Raw genomic sequence first — 16,403 nt, 5'->3', positions numbered from 1 at the left:
ATTATATTAAACATATAATTGATGATTAATATAAAAGGACATTTTTTATGAAAAAAGCATGTAATAAGACTTTAGCAAATATCATAATCAAGATTATATTATAAGCATTCAAGTGGATAATACAAAGGTGGATAATTACTCGAAAAGTAAACCAACAACTGAAGAAGAAGAAAAAACAAACACCAAAGAGGGCAAAAAGAACTTTAGGAGTAGGCAAAAATCAAGTCAACGCGAAATCAAGTTATTAATCAATGGCCTTAGTAATCAAAATGGTTTAGTTAGAAGAAGTCATTCGGAAGCATTATCCAAAATAGGTGCAGCAGCTTTACCGGAGTTAATTAATGCTCTTCTTCATAGTAAAAACGTAATACAGAGAAGAGCAGCAGCCAAAACTTTAAAGTTAGTTGAAGATCCAAGCGCTTTACCTCATTTAATAAAAGCTCTTACCAATGATTCAGATTCTGTAGTGCAATTCTCCGCAGCTGGAGCAATTGCAATTTTTGGTGAGGCAGCCGTAAATCATCTAATCATTGTCTTAGAGAATAAAGAATATACAGAAATGCAATATGGCCTTGCAGCATGGTGTTTAGGATTTATTGGGGCTAAAGCACCAAATGCCATAAAAAAAGCGGCTAAATCAAAAAACACTAATGTTAAATCAGCTGCAATTGCAGCACTGGAAGAATATCTAAGACAGTCACAAGATCAAGAAGCAATTCAATTAGTAGAAAGTGCTTTTTCTGATACTGCTGAAAATGTTCAGATTGAAGCTATTAAATTAGTTGGTAAATTGCACAAAATAGAATCTTTAATTCCTAGCTTAATATTAAAATTAAAAAACAAAAGCTCAGATATTCGAAAGGCTTCCGTATTATCATTGATGCAACTTAATATTAAGGAAGCTATAAATCCACTCAAAGAACTCCTTAAGCTTGAACAGGATAAAACGGTTAGAAAAATCATTAACTTAGCTATAAAAAAAATAAATAACTAAATACATGAAAAACATTCTAGAAAATTAAATCATTTTATCTCGTAAAATATCTTCTCTTATCATTGGATCAATAGATTTATCGTTTAACAATTGATCAAAAAAATCATCAACAGTCTGATCTTTCATTTCCAAAAGCGCGCTAATAGAAGCTTTTGCTCTTAATAAGTTTTTATCTCTAGAAGTTTTCATCAAAATATTTCTACCAGTTTTCCCTAATTGCCTCAAAAGAGAAATCACAGTCAATATCATCTCAGGAGTGTCATCTTTAAGTGCTAAATAAACGACTAACATCTCATCCTGATTTAATTCTTCTAAATTAAAATTAACGACAACCTTGATCATCGTTTTAAGGCAGCTAACTTTAACAGTTGAATTATTAGTATCCATGTAAATTTGTACGATTGATTTTAAAATTTTCTCTCCAAATTGTCCCAAAGCTAATATTGATTTCCTTCTTATAAATAAATCTTTTTCATTGAGATTGGCTAACAGCTTATTCATGAATTTAACCTCAAATTCTTTTCTTAAGATTAAAAATGCTTTAGAATTAATATTTGGATTTGGATGCAAGAAATCTTGGTAAAGTTTGATATATTTATTTATATCTAAAGAATTAATCATTATAATTCGAATATATTTAATTTAAATCCCTAAAAAATATTTGAATTAAATTAATTTTTTTTATGCAAGTGCGTTTATTAAATAATCCAATAGTCCTTTGAATTCGGTCTCAGCTTGCTGACTCATAACATCACTGATTTTAATTTCATCTCTAATAAAAATAAATGCTTCTATGTATGCAGCTGTTGGTAATAACTGGATACGAATAATTTCTCTCATACCTGATATTCCCCATTCATCTAAAGGACCAGTTCCTCCAGTGACCAAGCAATAATTAATAAGACGCAAATAATGATGAATATCTCTTACGCACTTATCTTTATTAGCCTGTTCATATGAGCCATTTTGATAAACAGCATCAACGGCAAGATTGGTAAATTTATCAAGACAAGAAGCAAGTTTTTCTGCAGCCTCTAGACGAGCTTGTGCCCTATCAAAAGAGCCTTTCACAGATTCAAAATCACTCATGCTAGGAAATCTTCCTGCTGCATCAGCTGCGCTAACAACGGTTGTAACTGCAGATTTCATAGTGACTTAATAGATGATGGTTTGTAGTGCTTTAGAAGAGGAATTAAAATTTAAAGTTGAAGATTCAACTCAAAGCCTCTATTACAAGGTCAAAATAGGATGCTGCCTCAGCCGCAATATCTTGACATTGCGCTCCTGAGCCTGAATTAATTCCCTTAAACATTTTTCTTCCTGTATTTGTCTCAGTCATAATTGCAACTGTTGCAATTTTCATTATTTCAACTGCCCGAATAGCATTAGAAGTTGGGACTCCAAGAGCTAAATAAGTTTCTTTTAAACCATTAAGACATCTATCTTCAAGAACAGAAGGATCCCCTGCAAGAAGTGCGTAGCTTACGTATCTCAAAATAATTTCCCCATCCCTTAAACAAGCTGCCATTCTACGAGTTGGATAACAATGTCCCCCCGGCTGAGTAAGTCCAGTATTCTCACAAACCATTCCTGCTACTGCATCTGCAGCTATGCAAGAAACATTTTGAGTTATTGCAAGAGTTGCATCAATTCTTTTATTTGCATCTGCTACATACTTTCTTAAATCTGCAAGATCCTCACTTCGAATTGCTGCACCCTTGGCGTCAGCACTTACAACTGTTCTAGAGAACGCATCAAGCATTTTTTGACTACCTAGGCTCTGTTAAGTAAAAAGTTGAATAAGTAATGAATAATAAGTTATTACTCATTACTTATTTAACTTAAGACTTACAGTCAAATTTCACTGAAAGAGATCTAAGAACGCAATGCTTCTTAACTGTAAAAAAGAATTTTTACTAAAATCATTCATAGAGTTATCTCAAAAAGCTTATAAGCAAAGGGGATTTCACTAATTTGAGCTATTGTTGAGATAAAAAAATGCAAAGTCCTACAGAAGAAGAGTTAGAAGAATCAATTAAGGAACTAACCAAGTACAAAAATCGTTTAGAAAAAGAGGTGGTAACTATTTCAAATAAGCTAAAAATGCCTCAAAAAAAAATCAACTCAATCATCAACTCGCATTCAGAGCTTAATCAAATAAAAATAATACTTTCTAAACTTAATGAACAAAAAGAAAATATGGATACCAGCTTAATATCTTAAATTTATTTATCTACTTAAATAATATAAAATGATCTCTATTAACATGACAAAACTAAATTTAAATCAATTTATTTTCAGTCTATAAAATGAAAAACTCAAACAATATATTTTTAAATGGATTAAACCAGGCTCAGTCTAAAGCAGTAGATCATTTTCATGGACCATTATTAGTTATAGCAGGAGCAGGAAGCGGTAAAACCAGAGCTCTTACTCATCGTATTGCACATTTAATTATTGAATATAATGTTGATCCAAGCTCTATTCTAGCTGTAACTTTTACCAATAAAGCTGCAAGAGAAATGAAAGATAGACTTGAACTTCTTTTAGCAAAAAGATTAGCAAACGTAAGGCATGGAAAAGCATGGTCTGCCTTAAAAGTAGCAGAACAAAGACAAATTCGTAATCGTATATATAGTGAAATTAGCCGTGAATTATGGATAGGAACTTTTCACGCTTTATTTGCAAGATTATTACGCTTTGATATTGACAAGTTCAAAGATCCTGAAGGATTGACATGGACTAGACAGTTTTCAATATACGATGAAACAGATGCACAAAGTCTAATCAAAGAAATAGTTACACAAGACCTACAATTAGACCCTAAAAGATTTGAGCCTAAAAAAGTCCGCTGGGCAATCAGTAATGCCAAAAATCAATGCTTGCTTCCTAATGATTTATTAAAGAATCAAGAGGGTCAGAGAGGCAAATTAATTGCTGAAACTTATAGACTTTATAGGCAAGCTTTAGCTGCTAATAATGCATTAGATTTTGATGATCTTTTATTAATCCCTGTTCAATTATTACAGCAAAATGAAAACATTCGGACTTATTGGCACAGTCGTTTCAAACATGTTTTAGTCGATGAGTATCAAGATACTAATTGGACACAATACGAATTAATTAAACAATTGGTTACCAATGGTCAAGATCCATCTTCTTTTAAAGATTGGAATAATCGATCAGTTTTTGTTGTTGGCGATGCAGATCAAAGTATTTACAGCTTTAGGGCTGCGGATTTTAGGATACTAATGGGATTTCAAGAGGACTTTGGCAAGAAAAGCCTAGACAATACAAGCAATTCAACTCTCGTAAAACTTGAAGAAAATTATCGGTCAACCTCTACCATCCTCGAAGCTGCCAATTCACTAATTTCCAACAATAAAGAAAGAATAGATAAAGTTCTTAGAGCAACTAGAGGAGAAGGCGAGCTTATTAAATTAACAAGGTGTGACGACGAGATAGCAGAGGCAGAGGCAGTTATTCACAGGCTAAGAATTTTAGATGCCTCGAATCCAGAATTAAATTGGGGAGACATGGCTATTCTTTATAGAACTAATGCTCAATCAAGAGCAATTGAGGACTCATTGGTCCGCTGGAGTATTCCATACATTGTAGTTGGAGGATTACGTTTTTATGATCGAAGAGAAATTAAAGATCTACTAGCATATTTAAGACTTTTAATTAATCCATCAGACAGTGTCAGTCTGCTAAGAGTTTTAAACGTTCCTAAAAGAGGGATTGGTAAAACAACAGTTCAAAGATTGAGTGATGCTGCTAGTCAATTAAAAATTCCTCTTTGGGAAGTTGTAAATGACCCCGAAGCTGTCAGATCTCTCGCTGGAAGATCAGCAAAAGGTCTTTTAATTTTTAGTGAGCTTATCAATGAATTACAAAGTCATCTTCTTTCCTCAAGCCCGGCCGAGTTAGTTCAATTAGTTTTAGAAAAAAGCGGTTACTTAAGTGAATTAATTGCGACAGGAACAGATGAGGCAGAAGAGAGAAGACGAAATCTTCAAGAATTAGTTAATGCCGCTTTGCAATATCAGGAGGAAAGTGAAGATGCCAATTTAGAAGGTTTTTTATCAACTGCTGCTTTATCAAGCGATGCAGACAATAAAGACACTGCAACAAATCGAGTCACATTAATGACTCTTCACAGCAGTAAAGGTTTGGAATTTCCTGTTGTTTGTCTTGTGGGAATGGAGCAAGGCTTATTCCCAAGCTATAGATCACTTGATGATCCATCCTCCCTTGAGGAAGAGAGAAGACTTTGTTATGTAGGTCTAACTAGAGCAAAAGAAAAGCTATTTCTCTTTCATGCTACGGAGAGAAGAATGTGGGGAGGGATGAGAGAACCTGCTATTGCATCAATCTTTCTATCTGAAATCCCAGAAGAACTTATCAAAGGTGATATCCCCTTATCTGGTGGGGCTAGCTTAAGAAGAGAGAAAAATCTAGATAGACTTACAAGAATAGATCGCCCGAGTAAAACAAATTCTTTTCCTAGTCAAGCTGAAAATGGCGTAAGAAAAACATATTCGGGACCTTCTCTTGGAAGGACCTGGTCAATTAACGATAAAGTTGAACATTCTTCATTTGGAGAAGGAAAAATAACTCATATTTTTGGCTCTGGAGAAAAAATCTCCCTAGCCATAAAGTTCGCAGGGATAGGAGCTAAAATATTAGACCCAAGACTAGCTCCCTTAAAATTAATAGAAGAATAAAATTTAAAATAAGTAAATGATAACTAATTAACAATCTCATATATCATGGAATTATTTAATAACTCAAAAATTGAAAAAGAAATAAAAGAACTACCTGATGGAATCCTAAGTACTCTATTATATACAGCTAACTCGATCAATATCAAATCAGTTGCAATTGTAGGTGGAATTGTAAGAGATCTAATTACTAAATCTAAAAACAAGAATTATGATATTATTTTTAATGATCTAGATCTAATTATAGAAGGAGATACCACAAAATACATAAAAGAGTTGATGACTATTATCGGTCCAGATAGAGTAAAAATCATTCGTAATAATACAACTTATAAAACATCAGAAATAACAATTGATGATATCAAAGTCGATATAGCTAGCGCTCGCGAAGAAACTTATCCTATACCTGGTGAAAATCCATTAGTTGAATTATCAACAATAAAAAATGATCTAACTAGAAGAGACTTTAATATTAACTCAATGGCAATTGAACTTAAAGATAATAAAATAATAGATTTATTTTCTGGATTAGATGCAATTGAAAATATGAGCATAGATTTTTTGCATGAATCAAGTGTTTTAGACGACCCAACCCGCATTATTAGAGCCTCTAGATATGCAGCAAAGTTAAATTTTAATTTATCAAATAAAGCCTTAAAGCAAATACAAAATACAATTCATAATTGGCCCTGGAATTGGCGTATTGGTGATAAGCCTGATTTAGCACCTTCAGCATTATCAACAAGATTAAAAATGGAGCTTGAATTACTTTTCAAAAGTAAAGATTGGGTAAATGCAATAAAAAATCTACAAGAATGGGGAGGATTAAAAATAATAGACTCAAAATTACAAAATGATCAGATTCTTTTCGAAAAAATACTTGTTGCGAAGAATTCAAATATTGAACCACTTACCGCATTTGTTTATGAAGCAGAAAATCCTTTATATCTTTCTGAAAGACTACAACTAGCACAATCTCAGAAAGAAATAATTCAAGGTGCATATCAATTAAATAAATATCTGAAAAATATTCAGTCTAAGCATTCATATAAAGATTGGTCACCATCAAAATGGACAACTTTTCTAGAAGAAATTAATATTGATGAATCTTCATTCATACTTGAAATATGTAGAAAAAGTCCTTTTAAAGAATATTTATCATCATGGTTATATAACTGGAAGAATATAGAATCACCAATAAAAGGAAACGATTTAATAGAAAAAGGTTGGAAATCAGGGCAGGAAATTGGAATAGAAATAAAGAGACAAAGAATGAAATTAATTGATGAACAGAACTCTATATAAATAAAATAGTATTTATCCAGAAACTAATCCAATTTTTTTCCAAGGTCCCTCTTCAATAAGTTTTTCAGAATATAACGATGGGCAACTTATAACCAAAGGTCCACAAGTTTGTGGATCTATTAGAAGTTTCAACATATTATTGTATAATGGACTATCAAGCTCAAACTCATTATATATTAATTCAAACCTTAGGTTTTTATGTCCATTAATATTTTCTAAAAAGATTCTATTTGAAGGTGATAAAGAACTCTCGAATCCTTTATCTAAAAGCTCATCTACTCCATTATAGAAAGGTATCTTATCAAGTTCAAGTATAATTTTAACAGGTTCTATATTAATATTTGATCGGTAACTATTTGTAGACTCTAACATTTCAGATAAATGGCCTAGCAATCCAAAACCAGTTATATCAGTACATGCATTTACAATATTTACATAAGGATATTTACTTTCTAATTTAGTAATATCTCTAACAATTTCATGCTGACTTTTATTCATTTCTTTGAGTACAAAGTCAATGATATGAGGTCTTACTTGAGCATTCATAAATGCAGAAAAAATAACTCCTGTACCCAAAGGGCGACTGATAAGAATTTGATCTCCCTTTTTCATTCCTCCTTTGGACCAAAAATTAGCATTTTCATCAATAATTCCATTTACCGTTAATGAGCTTTCAATTTCTAAAGAAGAAGACTCATCAGATGCTTTTATTGATTGCAAAGTATGCCCACCTATAAGTTTTGCTCCTTGCATAGTCAAAGCAGAATTAATACCTTCTAATACTTGAAATAACAATTCTTGTTGCACATCATTTGCTAATGAAGGCAATTTAACAACAGATTGTGCAGAAATCACAGATCCTCCGCATGCCCAAATATCAGAGCAAGAATGAAAAGTTAAAAGTCTTCCAGTAAGCCATGGATCGCTAACTAAAGAAGGAAACCCATCAACACTTTGTATCAAAGTCTTACCTGAAATTAATAGTCCGATATCAATAGAATCATCTTCTGGAGGTTCTTTTAGATTTAATTTTTTTAATGTTTTCTTTAACGGAGAATAAGCTAATTTTGCTGCACATCCTCTACATTCAATCATCTCCCTTTTAGAAAACATTTCAGAAGTTAAATCATTACTAAAATGAAATTTAGATATAAAATTTCTATCAATTAAATCTTTCAATCTCGACAGGAAACTATAAGGTCCAATAATAAATCCACCCCAAGCAAGAAAAGCTTTAGAATCTTTTTTACTAGAATTAATATCTAAAAGTTGTATTGCATTTTTTTGAGGTTTCCATTTACCAAATTTAGAACCTATATTCATAGCCTCTAAATTCTTGGCTAATGGTATTGCACAACGAACCGCCCATACTCCGGAAGAGGGACGAAAATCATCCTTGATTACCCCACAATCACCCACTGCAAATAATTCAGGATAATTAATAACTTGAAGAGTGTTTTTTGTTAATACCCTCCCAAACTGATCTATTGGTAAACCACTATCTTTTATCCATTCAAACGATTCATTACCAGTACATATTAATGCTGGATATGATGTAGATAGATTATTTTGTATGATCTCAATATTTAAATCTTCAATGGCTTTTAATATATTGCTGCTTAGTTTTCTTCCTGATTTGACTTTTAATTGTATGGGTCGTCTTGGCCATCTTTTTCTTAAAGAAAAAGCTATTTCTATACCAGCGAATCCAGCGCCAACAATTTCAAATGGTTTTGCGGAAGAATCATCCTTATAAATATCTTGATCTTTAATAAATTTAAGTGATTCAGAAAAAGGTTTAATTGGAACAGCCAAGTTTTTATCACTTGTAATTAGAGGTTTAGAATTTAAATTAGTTTTTGTTCCTATATTTAAAGATAGTGATGAATATTCGATTTCTGGTCTGCCAACTAAAAGTAATTTTTTTTTCTTAAGATCGATCCCTTCAATTTGTGCCATTACAAACGAAACCCTTGCTTTTGAAGCAAGGTCCCTCAAATCAATTAGTATTTCATCAATTTTGTATTTACCTGCTATAACGCCTGGAAACATCCCAGAATAAATAGTAGTACTTGATTGATTAACTAAAGTAATCATCCCTGCAGGCTTTAATTTGGGATTCATTGCCCATCTAAGTAAAACAAGGGCGTGAGTATGACCACCACCAGCTAAAACGATATGATCACTCAACATGATTTTTTGAATATTTCTGAATCACAACCAGATACATATGATTTAAAAAAAGCTAGATTAGGAATAATCGGTGGAAGCGGACTGTATAGGATTGACAACCTAGAAAACGTAATTGAATTAAGTTTAGACACCCCATATGGAAAACCATCTAACAATTTACTGATAGGTAATCTATTTGGAATAGAGGTCGTTTTTCTTGCTCGCCACGGAGAAAACCATACTTTAAATCCAAGTGAAATTCCATACAAAGCAAATATCTGGGCGTTGCGCTCTCTGAATGTTAGATGGTTAATATCAGTATCGGCCGTCGGGTCGCTAAAGGAAAATATCAAACCATGCGACATTGTTATACCCGATCAATTTATTGATAGAACACATCAAAGGCCATTAACTTTTTTCACCAATGGAGTTGTAGCTCACATAAGTATGGCAAATCCTTTTTGCGAAATTGTATCTGAAATACTTTCAAAGGAAATCGGCAAACTTTTAACTAAAGAAAAAAAATTACATGTAGGAGGGACATATCTCGCGATGGAAGGACCAGCGTTTTCAACAAGGGCAGAATCAAAATTATATAGAGATTGGGGATGCTCAATAATAGGAATGACAAATCACACAGAAGCCAGATTGGCAAAAGAAGCCGAAATTTCTTATTCAAGCTTATCTATGGTTACTGATTATGATTGTTGGAAGCAGAATTGCGAAAGTGTTTCTGTAGAGATGGTGATTGACAATCTCAAAGAAAATGCAAGTTTTGCAAAATCAATAATTTCTGCTGCTGCAAAAAGAATTTCATTATCAAGGCCATCAAGCTCTTTTCATAATTCACTAAAAGATGCCTTAGTAACTCCTAAAGAACATGTCCCAGAAACAACTAAAAGCAGAATTCAATTATTTACTAATAAATATTGGCTTTAATTAAAAACCAGGCGACATAAAAAAATGTCACCTGGTTTTGAAATTAATTTGGAAAATAGTATTTTTCTAGTTAAAACTAACCAGCGTTTCCAATACCAGTATATGAACCGTAGAAGAAAATACCAAGAACAAAAATCACAGCTGTTCCACCTGCAGTAGCTACTAACCACAAAGGAAGTGCCCCTTCTGTCCACCGTCTTTCCCAGGAGATTGCAGGACGGCCATCGGGTAGACGATCTCCTACTCGTCCATCAGGTCCTTTTAATTTGCTCATGATAAAGAGATTTAGTTAAAGAAGTAGCTGGAAAAAAGAATTCCCATTACAAAAACAAGTAAGAGTCCAAGATAAAGACTTGTTCGGTTTAGTTCAACCGGAACCTTATTTGGATTTGGATTGACTTGCATGGATAAAAAAGCAATCAGATGAAATTTGGTTATTTCAGACGCGTGTCAAGTTCAGCCTTCGAATCAAAGCGCTGAACTACAACAGGAGCTTTGCTTTCTCCAGCCTGAAAATACGTATCTGGTCTAGGAGTTCCAAAAGCGTCGTAGGCAAGCCCAGAAGACACAAATAGAAAACCTGCAACGAAGATCGCAGGAAGTGCTACCGCATGGATAATCCAATAGCGGACACTAGTAATGATCTCAAAAAACGGGCGTTCCCCGGTAGAGCCGGCAGCCATAGCCTCACTTAATCAGCTCAGTGATCTTATCAAGCGAAAATCAAAAGAATGGATCTCTGTTGCAAGCTGGTTACACAGAGTCACGGAAATCATCAAAATTTAATGATTTCAACCCTGCCATCTCAATAAATTCCCTCTTTCGCCAAATACAAATCCCTTTGTACTGACACTATTTAAATCGTCCATAAACAGAATTCTAATGAAATTTGTCGGCACAGAATCACCAACAGGGTCTTGTTCCCAAGTTTTCCCATCATCATTACTGATTAATAAAGTCCCATTTCCTCCTGCGGCCCAAATTGACTTAGCAGGATCCCAAGCAAGATCTTGATAGTTATAGCCATTAACTATTGGGATTATGGGCTTAGACCAAGCGTCAATATTATCTGAATCTTCATTAAATCTGATTTCAGCTCCTCTAGAAAGCATCCATAAATCTCCATTTGGCATTTCACCAACACTTTGTACTCTTTTACTACTTGCTCTCTGATGAGGACTCCAAGTCTCCCTATCTGAACTCAGAACTGAGAAAAAATTCCCAAGACTACTTACGCTGACATATCCTCCATTAGTTGTTCGTCTTAATTCTCTGATACCTCCAGATCCAGAAGTATCAACAACCAATGCTTCCCAGTTTGCACCTCCATCTGTAGTTTTATAAATTGCTCCCGCAGTGGTTGCCAATTCAGCAGAATCAAAATCAATTGTGGTAATCAAATAAGGGTCTCCTGGTAACTTATTTCCTAGATCGAGACGAGTCCAATTTTTTCCTCCGTCAGTTGTATGAAGAATTAAACCTGGTTGGCCTGCGATCCAGCCCTCTTGATCTTTGAAATCAATGCTTATCAAGCGAAAGTTACCTTCGCTAGGGATATCCAAATTCCTTTCATTCCAGGTAATTCCTCCATCATTTGTCTCCAGAATTAATCTATCTGTTCCAACTAGAAAACCATTTTTGTCATCAACAAAGTCAATATCTAGAGGATTTGCATCAGTATCAAGATCTACTGGTGACCATGGACTGGATGAACCCATAGATGCATTGCTAACAGTGCATCCGCTCAGAGCTACTCCAATTATTAAAGCAAGAGTCAAATTAATGAGATTAGAAAACAGACTTTTCATTTCAAGGAATAAAGAGAGAGAAAACAGGCAGCAGCTAAAGCCAGGCTTCCAAAAATTAGTACGTTTTTCTGGCCTGAAGGAAGTTTATTAAACCCAAAGCCATAAGTTAGGTTTTCTTCAAATCCACTAGGCTTTGATTTAGGTCCAATATCCTTGTATCCACCAAATCCTACTCGACAGACAGGGCATCTAAACTTCTCTTTATCTATATCCAGAAAAGCAGTTCCTGGCTTAATACTTAGCTTTTTTATGCCCTCATCAGGATCGTAAATAAAGCCACAGCTCATGCATTCGAAGCGATTGAATTTTGAATCAAATTCCATGGTTTTGTCATTTTGTTCTAATGAAAAAACTTGCTTTTGTTGTTCATCAGAATTCAAATTTTTCAAAGCATTTGATTCTGTTTTGATGTTTTCACTCACAGTTTTCACTTTCACATAAAACAACTCTATGGCACTAATCTAGAAAATGACTGTCAAACTGATATTGAAATCAGTAATTAGTTCATGTTTTCCCTACAGGGTTATGAGTATTTTTTAGGATTTCTTCTTATTTCAGGAGCAGTTCCTATTCTTGCTCTTACTACAAATAAACTCATAGCACCAAAAAGCAAAGCTGGGGAAAGGCAACTTACCTATGAATCAGGTATGGAGCCTATTGGAGGAGCATGGATACAATTTAATATTCGTTACTACATGTTTGCGCTTGTTTTCGTTATCTTTGACGTTGAAACGGTGTTCCTTTACCCATGGGCGGTTGCATTTCACAGACTTGGATTATTAGCATTCATAGAAGCACTTGTTTTTATCACAATACTGGTTGTGGCACTAGCATATGCATGGAGAAAAGGTGCCCTTGAATGGAGTTAAATCCCTTGAACAACTCTCCCGCAACCGAAACCGTAAGAAGTCTCAGAGAGGCTACATGTGGTCCAGTTGGCGCTCCATCAATAACGAATGATTTAAGCGAAAATATAATTCTCACGAGCCTTGAAGATCTTCATAACTGGGCAAGATTAAGCAGTTTATGGCCTCTTTTGTATGGAACTGCCTGCTGTTTTATTGAATTTGCCGCCCTAATTGGATCACGATTTGATTTTGATAGATTCGGATTAGTACCTAGAAGTTCTCCCAGACAAGCAGATCTACTAATAGTTGCTGGAACGGTCACAATGAAAATGGCACCTGCTCTTGTAAGACTTTATGAACAAATGCCTGATCCAAAATACGTAATTGCAATGGGAGCTTGCACAATTACTGGCGGAATGTTCAGTGCCGATTCGACTACAGCAGTAAGAGGTGTTGACAAATTAATTCCAGTTGATCTTTATCTTCCTGGATGCCCTCCTAGACCAGAGGCAATATTTGATGCTGTAATTAAATTAAGAAAAAAAGTTGCAAATGAATCAATATCAGAAAGGTCGAAAATAACTCAAACACATAGATACATAACTATTCCACATAAAATGAAAAGAGTTGATCCAAAAGTTAATGGCCAATATCTCAATGCAAAATCACAATTAATAGCCTTAAACCCTTCACTATCAGAAGAATTTGACCAGTCTCTTAAAGAGGTTCAAAAAATATCTGAAGAACTTTCAAGTAATTAATCACCCTTTTTAAATCCATGACAAAAGAATCTGAAATCATAGAAGACAAAAAAAACTCTGGTCCGGTAAGCGAATGGCTTTCTCAAAATGGATTTGAAAATATATCTCTCTCAGAGGACCATCTTGGTATTGAGGTTATTAAAGTCAATCCAACAAATCTTTTACCAATAGTTGAGGCGTTAAAAAATGATGGATTTAATTATCTTCAATGTCAAGGTGGATACGATGAAGGTCCTGGACTAGACATTGTTTGCTTTTATAACTTAATCGAAATGAATGAATTTAAACAAGATATTTCTCCTCGCGAAGTAAGATTAAAAGTATTTTTAAGTCGCAATGGTGACTTAACTGTTCCTAGCGTATATAGCCTTTTTAGAGGTGCAGATTGGCAAGAAAGAGAAACGTTTGACATGTATGGTGTAAATTTTAAGGGCCACCCACATCCAAAAAGACTTTTAATGCCTGAAGATTGGAAGGGATGGCCATTGAGAAAAGATTATATTCAGCCAGATTTTTATGAACTGCAAGATGCTTACTAAAATTATTTACCTCTTTTGTACCTCCGATAAAATCTCATTATTGCTAAAGCAAGACTTCTAGGATCATGTCGCAAAGTTGGAGTAGCTTTTGAGCCTTGAAGTGAAGCCAGATAAACCTTATAACCTCTTGCTAGAAGGTCATTCTTATTACATTTAACTGGTTCAGCTCCTTTTGACTTGTAGTAATCCAACAATGGTGAGGGTTGCAATTCGCCTTGAGCAAGAATTGAACTAAATATTTTTCTAGTGATTCCTCTGGTAGCTAATTGAGCCTCAATAGCTCTCACATGACCAGTTACATCAAGTCCATCAGTTTCTCCTGGCTGAGTCATCAAATTACATATATACAATTTGGGAGCATTGCTTCTTTCAATTGCTTCGACTATTTCAGGTACAAGTAAATTTGGAAGAATTGAAGTGTATAAACTTCCAGGGCCAATTAATATAATTTCTGCATTTTTTATAGCCTCTAGCGCTCTTGGCAAAGCTGGAGGTTGAGAAGGGTGGCAACCGATTCTTACTATTGGAAGTTGTGCTTTACCAATAGCTGATTCTCCATTTATCCGTTCACCATTTTCAAGCTCTGCCCATAATCGGACATCTACATTAGTTGCTGGTACAACTTGCCCCTGAACAGCAAGAACCCTACTCGAAGCAGTAATTGCTGTCTCTAAGCTTCCAGTTATTGCAGTTAAAGCAGAAAGAAAAAGGTTGCCAAAGCTATGTCCCTCAAGTCCACTTCCTGAAGAAAAGCGATACTGAAAAAGCCCCTTTATAAGTGGTTCTTCCGTTGCTAAGGCTGCCAAACAATTTCTTATGTCACCAGGAGGCTGAACACCAAGTTCTCTCCTGAGAACCCCGCTACTTCCTCCGTCGTCTGCGACAGTAACTATTGCTGTAATTCGACTGCTATATCTTTTTAAACCTTTTAATAATGAAGATAAACCTGTTCCACCACCTATAGCAACAATATTTGGACCTCTATTTAATCTTTGTTTAGCTCTTAATGCATCAACTAAAAAAGTATCTTTTTTTGTGCCTAAAGCTTGCTTAATTGATTCAAAACTTCTCCCTTGCCCCCAAATCAACAAAGATATTCCTATCAGAAAAACTATTGGTCCAAAAATAGTTCTAGGTAAAAAAGTAGTTATGAATCCTAAAAACCAAAAAAGTATTTCAACAACCCAATATATAGGCCTAAGATCAGCCCAGATTGATGCCCCTATTAAAGCAATTAATAAACCTAATCCAGATGTCATTAGCCATCTTTTAACCACTAGCCCAGGTAAAAGCCATCTAATAGCTCTTTTAAAACGTGAGTAAAGCTGAAAAGACAAACTTGCGAAAAAACTTTTACGCAAAGAAGATCTTCTTAATTTTCTTTTTCTTCTTTTTTTCAATGGATTCAAGTTAGATAAATTTTCAATGAAACCTAAATAATTTATTCATATAAACTCTAATTAAACTTCCCAATTCAGACATCTCATACAAAATGAGATAGGTAACCAAACATTAGGAGAGAGTGTGCCAAAAAGCACTCATGTGATGTGGATGAAAGATCTCAGTGTAGAACTGGGATCAAAAAAAGTTCTCAATAAAGTCAATCTTGCCATGTGTGCAGGAGAGAGACTTGCAATTGTTGGTCCTTCTGGCTCAGGCAAATCAACAATACTTCGCCTACTAGCTGGATTGCTTTTGCCTTCTAATGGAAATCTTCAAATATCAGGTATTGAACAAAAATATTTAAGACTTGATCAAAACGATCCCCCAGATGTGAGATTAGTTTTTCAAAATCCTGCATTATTAGCATCGTTAACAGTAAGAGAAAATGTAGGTTTTTTACTTGAAAAACAGAAAATTTTTTCTGAGCAAATTATTCAAAAAAAAATTATACATTGTTTGCAAGAAGTTGGCTTATACGATGTTGCAGAAAAATTTCCAAATCAACTCAGTGGAGGAATGCAAAAAAGAGTAAGTTTTGCGAGAGCTTTAATAAGTGACTCCAAAAAAGAATCAGACTCAATTCCTCTTCTTCTATATGACGAGCCAACAGCAGGACTTGATCCAATAGCTTGTACTCGAATTGAAGATCTAATTATTAAAACAACTGATGTAGCCCAAGGGTGTTCAATTGTAGTAAGTCATGTTTCAAGTACAATTGAGAGAACAGCTAATAGAGTTATTTTGCTTTATGACGGTAAGTTTCAATGGGATGGATCAATAGATCAATTTAAACAAAGTGAAAATGCCTATGTAAAACAATTTCGCACAGGCAATCTTCAAGGCCCCATGCAACCAGAGGACTTATAAATT

Annotated in this window: 19 protein-coding genes; 9 read left to right on the top strand and 10 right to left on the bottom strand. The window is 34.3% G+C overall.

The window, feature by feature from the left end:
* Nucleotides 1-112: 112 nt before the first annotated feature.
* Entirely contained in the window at nt 113-994 is an 882-nt protein-coding gene (locus DNJ73_RS01865) for a HEAT repeat domain-containing protein (protein WP_261792581.1), read from the top strand.
* A 24-nt stretch (nt 995-1,018) separates the two neighbouring features.
* On the opposite strand, the gene DNJ73_RS01860 is transcribed toward DNJ73_RS01865, so the two are convergent.
* From DNJ73_RS01860 to DNJ73_RS01850, 3 genes are all read right to left on the bottom strand, one after another.
* Nucleotides 1,019-1,615 (bottom strand): glycosyltransferase, encoded by a 597-nt coding sequence (locus DNJ73_RS01860; protein ID WP_158466029.1) that lies wholly within the window; start codon nt 1,613-1,615, stop codon nt 1,019-1,021.
* A 60-nt stretch (nt 1,616-1,675) separates the two neighbouring features.
* Complete coding sequence (locus tag DNJ73_RS01855) at nt 1,676-2,143, bottom strand: bleomycin hydrolase (RefSeq protein ID WP_158466028.1); 468 nt, start codon at nt 2,141-2,143, stop codon at nt 1,676-1,678.
* A gap of 64 nt (nt 2,144-2,207) precedes the next feature.
* On the bottom strand, nt 2,208-2,756 hold the full coding sequence (locus tag DNJ73_RS01850) for a bleomycin hydrolase (RefSeq protein ID WP_158466027.1): 549 nt from the start codon (nt 2,754-2,756) through the stop codon (nt 2,208-2,210).
* Between the two features lie 236 nt (nt 2,757-2,992).
* Here DNJ73_RS01850 and DNJ73_RS01845 point away from each other — a divergent pair, with 236 nt between their 5' ends.
* From DNJ73_RS01845 to DNJ73_RS01835, 3 genes are all read left to right on the top strand, one after another.
* Nucleotides 2,993-3,217, top strand: coding sequence for a hypothetical protein (locus DNJ73_RS01845; RefSeq protein WP_158466026.1), 225 nt, complete (start codon nt 2,993-2,995; stop codon nt 3,215-3,217).
* An 86-nt stretch (nt 3,218-3,303) separates the two neighbouring features.
* Nucleotides 3,304-5,721 (top strand): UvrD-helicase domain-containing protein, encoded by a 2,418-nt coding sequence (locus DNJ73_RS01840; protein ID WP_158466025.1) that lies wholly within the window; start codon nt 3,304-3,306, stop codon nt 5,719-5,721.
* 45 nt (nt 5,722-5,766) lie between these two features.
* Nucleotides 5,767-7,023 (top strand): CCA tRNA nucleotidyltransferase, encoded by a 1,257-nt coding sequence (locus tag DNJ73_RS01835; protein WP_158466024.1) that lies wholly within the window; start codon nt 5,767-5,769, stop codon nt 7,021-7,023.
* Between the two features lie 12 nt (nt 7,024-7,035).
* On the opposite strand, the gene selD is transcribed toward DNJ73_RS01835, so the two are convergent.
* Complete coding sequence (selD, locus tag DNJ73_RS01830) at nt 7,036-9,216, bottom strand: selenide, water dikinase SelD (RefSeq protein WP_158466023.1); 2,181 nt, start codon at nt 9,214-9,216, stop codon at nt 7,036-7,038.
* On the opposite strand from selD, the gene mtnP reads away from it, so the two are divergent.
* Nucleotides 9,202-10,134 carry an S-methyl-5'-thioadenosine phosphorylase gene (gene mtnP, locus DNJ73_RS01825; protein ID WP_158466022.1) on the top strand — a complete coding sequence of 311 codons (933 nt, stop codon included), beginning with the start codon at nt 9,202-9,204 and terminating at the stop codon, nt 10,132-10,134. The two genes, selD and mtnP, sit on opposite strands and share 15 nt — an antisense overlap.
* Nucleotides 10,135-10,210: 76 nt before the next feature.
* Here the strand turns inward: mtnP and DNJ73_RS01820 are convergent, their stop codons facing one another.
* The 5 genes from DNJ73_RS01820 to DNJ73_RS01800 all read right to left on the bottom strand — a co-directional run bounded on the left by DNJ73_RS01820 (nt 10,211) and on the right by DNJ73_RS01800 (nt 12,364).
* On the bottom strand, nt 10,211-10,408 hold the full coding sequence (locus DNJ73_RS01820; RefSeq protein ID WP_158466021.1) for a photosystem II reaction center protein J: 198 nt from the start codon (nt 10,406-10,408) through the stop codon (nt 10,211-10,213).
* Between the two features lie 11 nt (nt 10,409-10,419).
* Nucleotides 10,420-10,539: a photosystem II reaction center protein L gene (locus DNJ73_RS01815; protein WP_011294297.1), complete on the bottom strand. Its 120-nt coding sequence runs from the start codon at nt 10,537-10,539 to the stop codon at nt 10,420-10,422.
* A 29-nt stretch (nt 10,540-10,568) separates the two neighbouring features.
* The gene (gene psbE, locus DNJ73_RS01810; RefSeq protein ID WP_011294296.1) at nt 10,569-10,817 is read right to left on the bottom strand and encodes a cytochrome b559 subunit alpha; all 249 of its coding nucleotides are present in this window, start codon (nt 10,815-10,817) and stop codon (nt 10,569-10,571) included.
* A 108-nt stretch (nt 10,818-10,925) separates the two neighbouring features.
* Nucleotides 10,926-11,942, bottom strand: coding sequence for a photosynthesis system II assembly factor Ycf48 (locus DNJ73_RS01805; protein WP_158466020.1), 1,017 nt, complete (start codon nt 11,940-11,942; stop codon nt 10,926-10,928).
* On the bottom strand, nt 11,939-12,364 hold the full coding sequence (locus tag DNJ73_RS01800; RefSeq protein ID WP_158466019.1) for a rubredoxin: 426 nt from the start codon (nt 12,362-12,364) through the stop codon (nt 11,939-11,941). Before DNJ73_RS01800 ends, DNJ73_RS01805 begins: the two co-directional genes overlap by 4 nt.
* 84 nt (nt 12,365-12,448) lie before the next feature.
* Here DNJ73_RS01800 and DNJ73_RS01795 point away from each other — a divergent pair, with 84 nt between their 5' ends.
* The 3 genes from DNJ73_RS01795 to DNJ73_RS01785 are packed head-to-tail and all read left to right on the top strand — an operon-like array spanning nt 12,449 to nt 14,090.
* A complete protein-coding gene (locus DNJ73_RS01795; protein WP_158466018.1) occupies nt 12,449-12,811 on the top strand; it encodes an NAD(P)H-quinone oxidoreductase subunit 3 in 363 nt (120 codons plus the stop codon).
* Nucleotides 12,802-13,551, top strand: a complete 750-nt coding sequence (nuoB, locus tag DNJ73_RS01790) for an NADH-quinone oxidoreductase subunit NuoB (RefSeq protein ID WP_187152527.1) — start codon at nt 12,802-12,804, stop codon at nt 13,549-13,551. Before DNJ73_RS01795 ends, nuoB begins: the two co-directional genes overlap by 10 nt.
* 17 nt (nt 13,552-13,568) lie before the next feature.
* Complete coding sequence (locus DNJ73_RS01785; protein ID WP_158466017.1) at nt 13,569-14,090, top strand: NAD(P)H-quinone oxidoreductase subunit J; 522 nt, start codon at nt 13,569-13,571, stop codon at nt 14,088-14,090.
* A gap of 2 nt (nt 14,091-14,092) precedes the next feature.
* On the opposite strand, the gene yvcK is transcribed toward DNJ73_RS01785, so the two are convergent.
* Nucleotides 14,093-15,490: a uridine diphosphate-N-acetylglucosamine-binding protein YvcK gene (yvcK, locus tag DNJ73_RS01780; RefSeq protein ID WP_187152586.1), complete on the bottom strand. Its 1,398-nt coding sequence runs from the start codon at nt 15,488-15,490 to the stop codon at nt 14,093-14,095.
* A 124-nt stretch (nt 15,491-15,614) separates the two neighbouring features.
* Between yvcK and DNJ73_RS01775 the strand changes: the two genes are divergently transcribed.
* The gene (locus tag DNJ73_RS01775; protein WP_158466016.1) at nt 15,615-16,400 is read left to right on the top strand and encodes an ABC transporter ATP-binding protein; all 786 of its coding nucleotides are present in this window, start codon (nt 15,615-15,617) and stop codon (nt 16,398-16,400) included.
* Nucleotides 16,401-16,403 lie beyond the last annotated feature (3 nt).

Source organism: Prochlorococcus marinus XMU1408 (assembly GCF_003208055.1).
Classification (GTDB): Bacteria; Cyanobacteriota; Cyanobacteriia; order PCC-6307; family Cyanobiaceae; genus Prochlorococcus_B; species Prochlorococcus_B marinus_A.
Note: the sequence above shows the minus strand (reverse complement) of the source record. Positions and strands in the feature narration are given on the sequence as shown.

Excerpts from the sequence above, each read along its gene's own strand:
- DNJ73_RS01840 (WP_158466025.1), top strand. The coding sequence starts at position 3,304 with ATGAAAAACTCAAACAATATATTTTTAAATGGATTAAACCAGGCTCAG.
- nuoB (WP_187152527.1), top strand. The coding sequence starts at position 12,802 with ATGGAGTTAAATCCCTTGAACAACTCTCCCGCAACCGAAACCGTAAGA.
- DNJ73_RS01785 (WP_158466017.1), top strand. The coding sequence starts at position 13,569 with ATGACAAAAGAATCTGAAATCATAGAAGACAAAAAAAACTCTGGTCCG.
- DNJ73_RS01845 (WP_158466026.1), top strand. The coding sequence starts at position 2,993 with ATGCAAAGTCCTACAGAAGAAGAGTTAGAAGAATCAATTAAGGAACTA.
- DNJ73_RS01820 (WP_158466021.1), bottom strand. The coding sequence starts at position 10,408 with ATGAGCAAATTAAAAGGACCTGATGGACGAGTAGGAGATCGTCTACCC.
- DNJ73_RS01835 (WP_158466024.1), top strand. The coding sequence starts at position 5,767 with ATGGAATTATTTAATAACTCAAAAATTGAAAAAGAAATAAAAGAACTA.
- DNJ73_RS01805 (WP_158466020.1), bottom strand. The coding sequence starts at position 11,942 with ATGAAAAGTCTGTTTTCTAATCTCATTAATTTGACTCTTGCTTTAATA.
- DNJ73_RS01860 (WP_158466029.1), bottom strand. The coding sequence starts at position 1,615 with ATGATTAATTCTTTAGATATAAATAAATATATCAAACTTTACCAAGAT.
- mtnP (WP_158466022.1), top strand. The coding sequence starts at position 9,202 with ATGATCACTCAACATGATTTTTTGAATATTTCTGAATCACAACCAGAT.
- selD (WP_158466023.1), bottom strand. The coding sequence starts at position 9,216 with ATGTTGAGTGATCATATCGTTTTAGCTGGTGGTGGTCATACTCACGCC.
- DNJ73_RS01795 (WP_158466018.1), top strand. The coding sequence starts at position 12,449 with ATGTTTTCCCTACAGGGTTATGAGTATTTTTTAGGATTTCTTCTTATT.
- DNJ73_RS01815 (WP_011294297.1), bottom strand. The coding sequence starts at position 10,539 with ATGCAAGTCAATCCAAATCCAAATAAGGTTCCGGTTGAACTAAACCGA.
- DNJ73_RS01855 (WP_158466028.1), bottom strand. The coding sequence starts at position 2,143 with ATGAAATCTGCAGTTACAACCGTTGTTAGCGCAGCTGATGCAGCAGGA.
- psbE (WP_011294296.1), bottom strand. The coding sequence starts at position 10,817 with ATGGCTGCCGGCTCTACCGGGGAACGCCCGTTTTTTGAGATCATTACT.
- DNJ73_RS01850 (WP_158466027.1), bottom strand. The coding sequence starts at position 2,756 with ATGCTTGATGCGTTCTCTAGAACAGTTGTAAGTGCTGACGCCAAGGGT.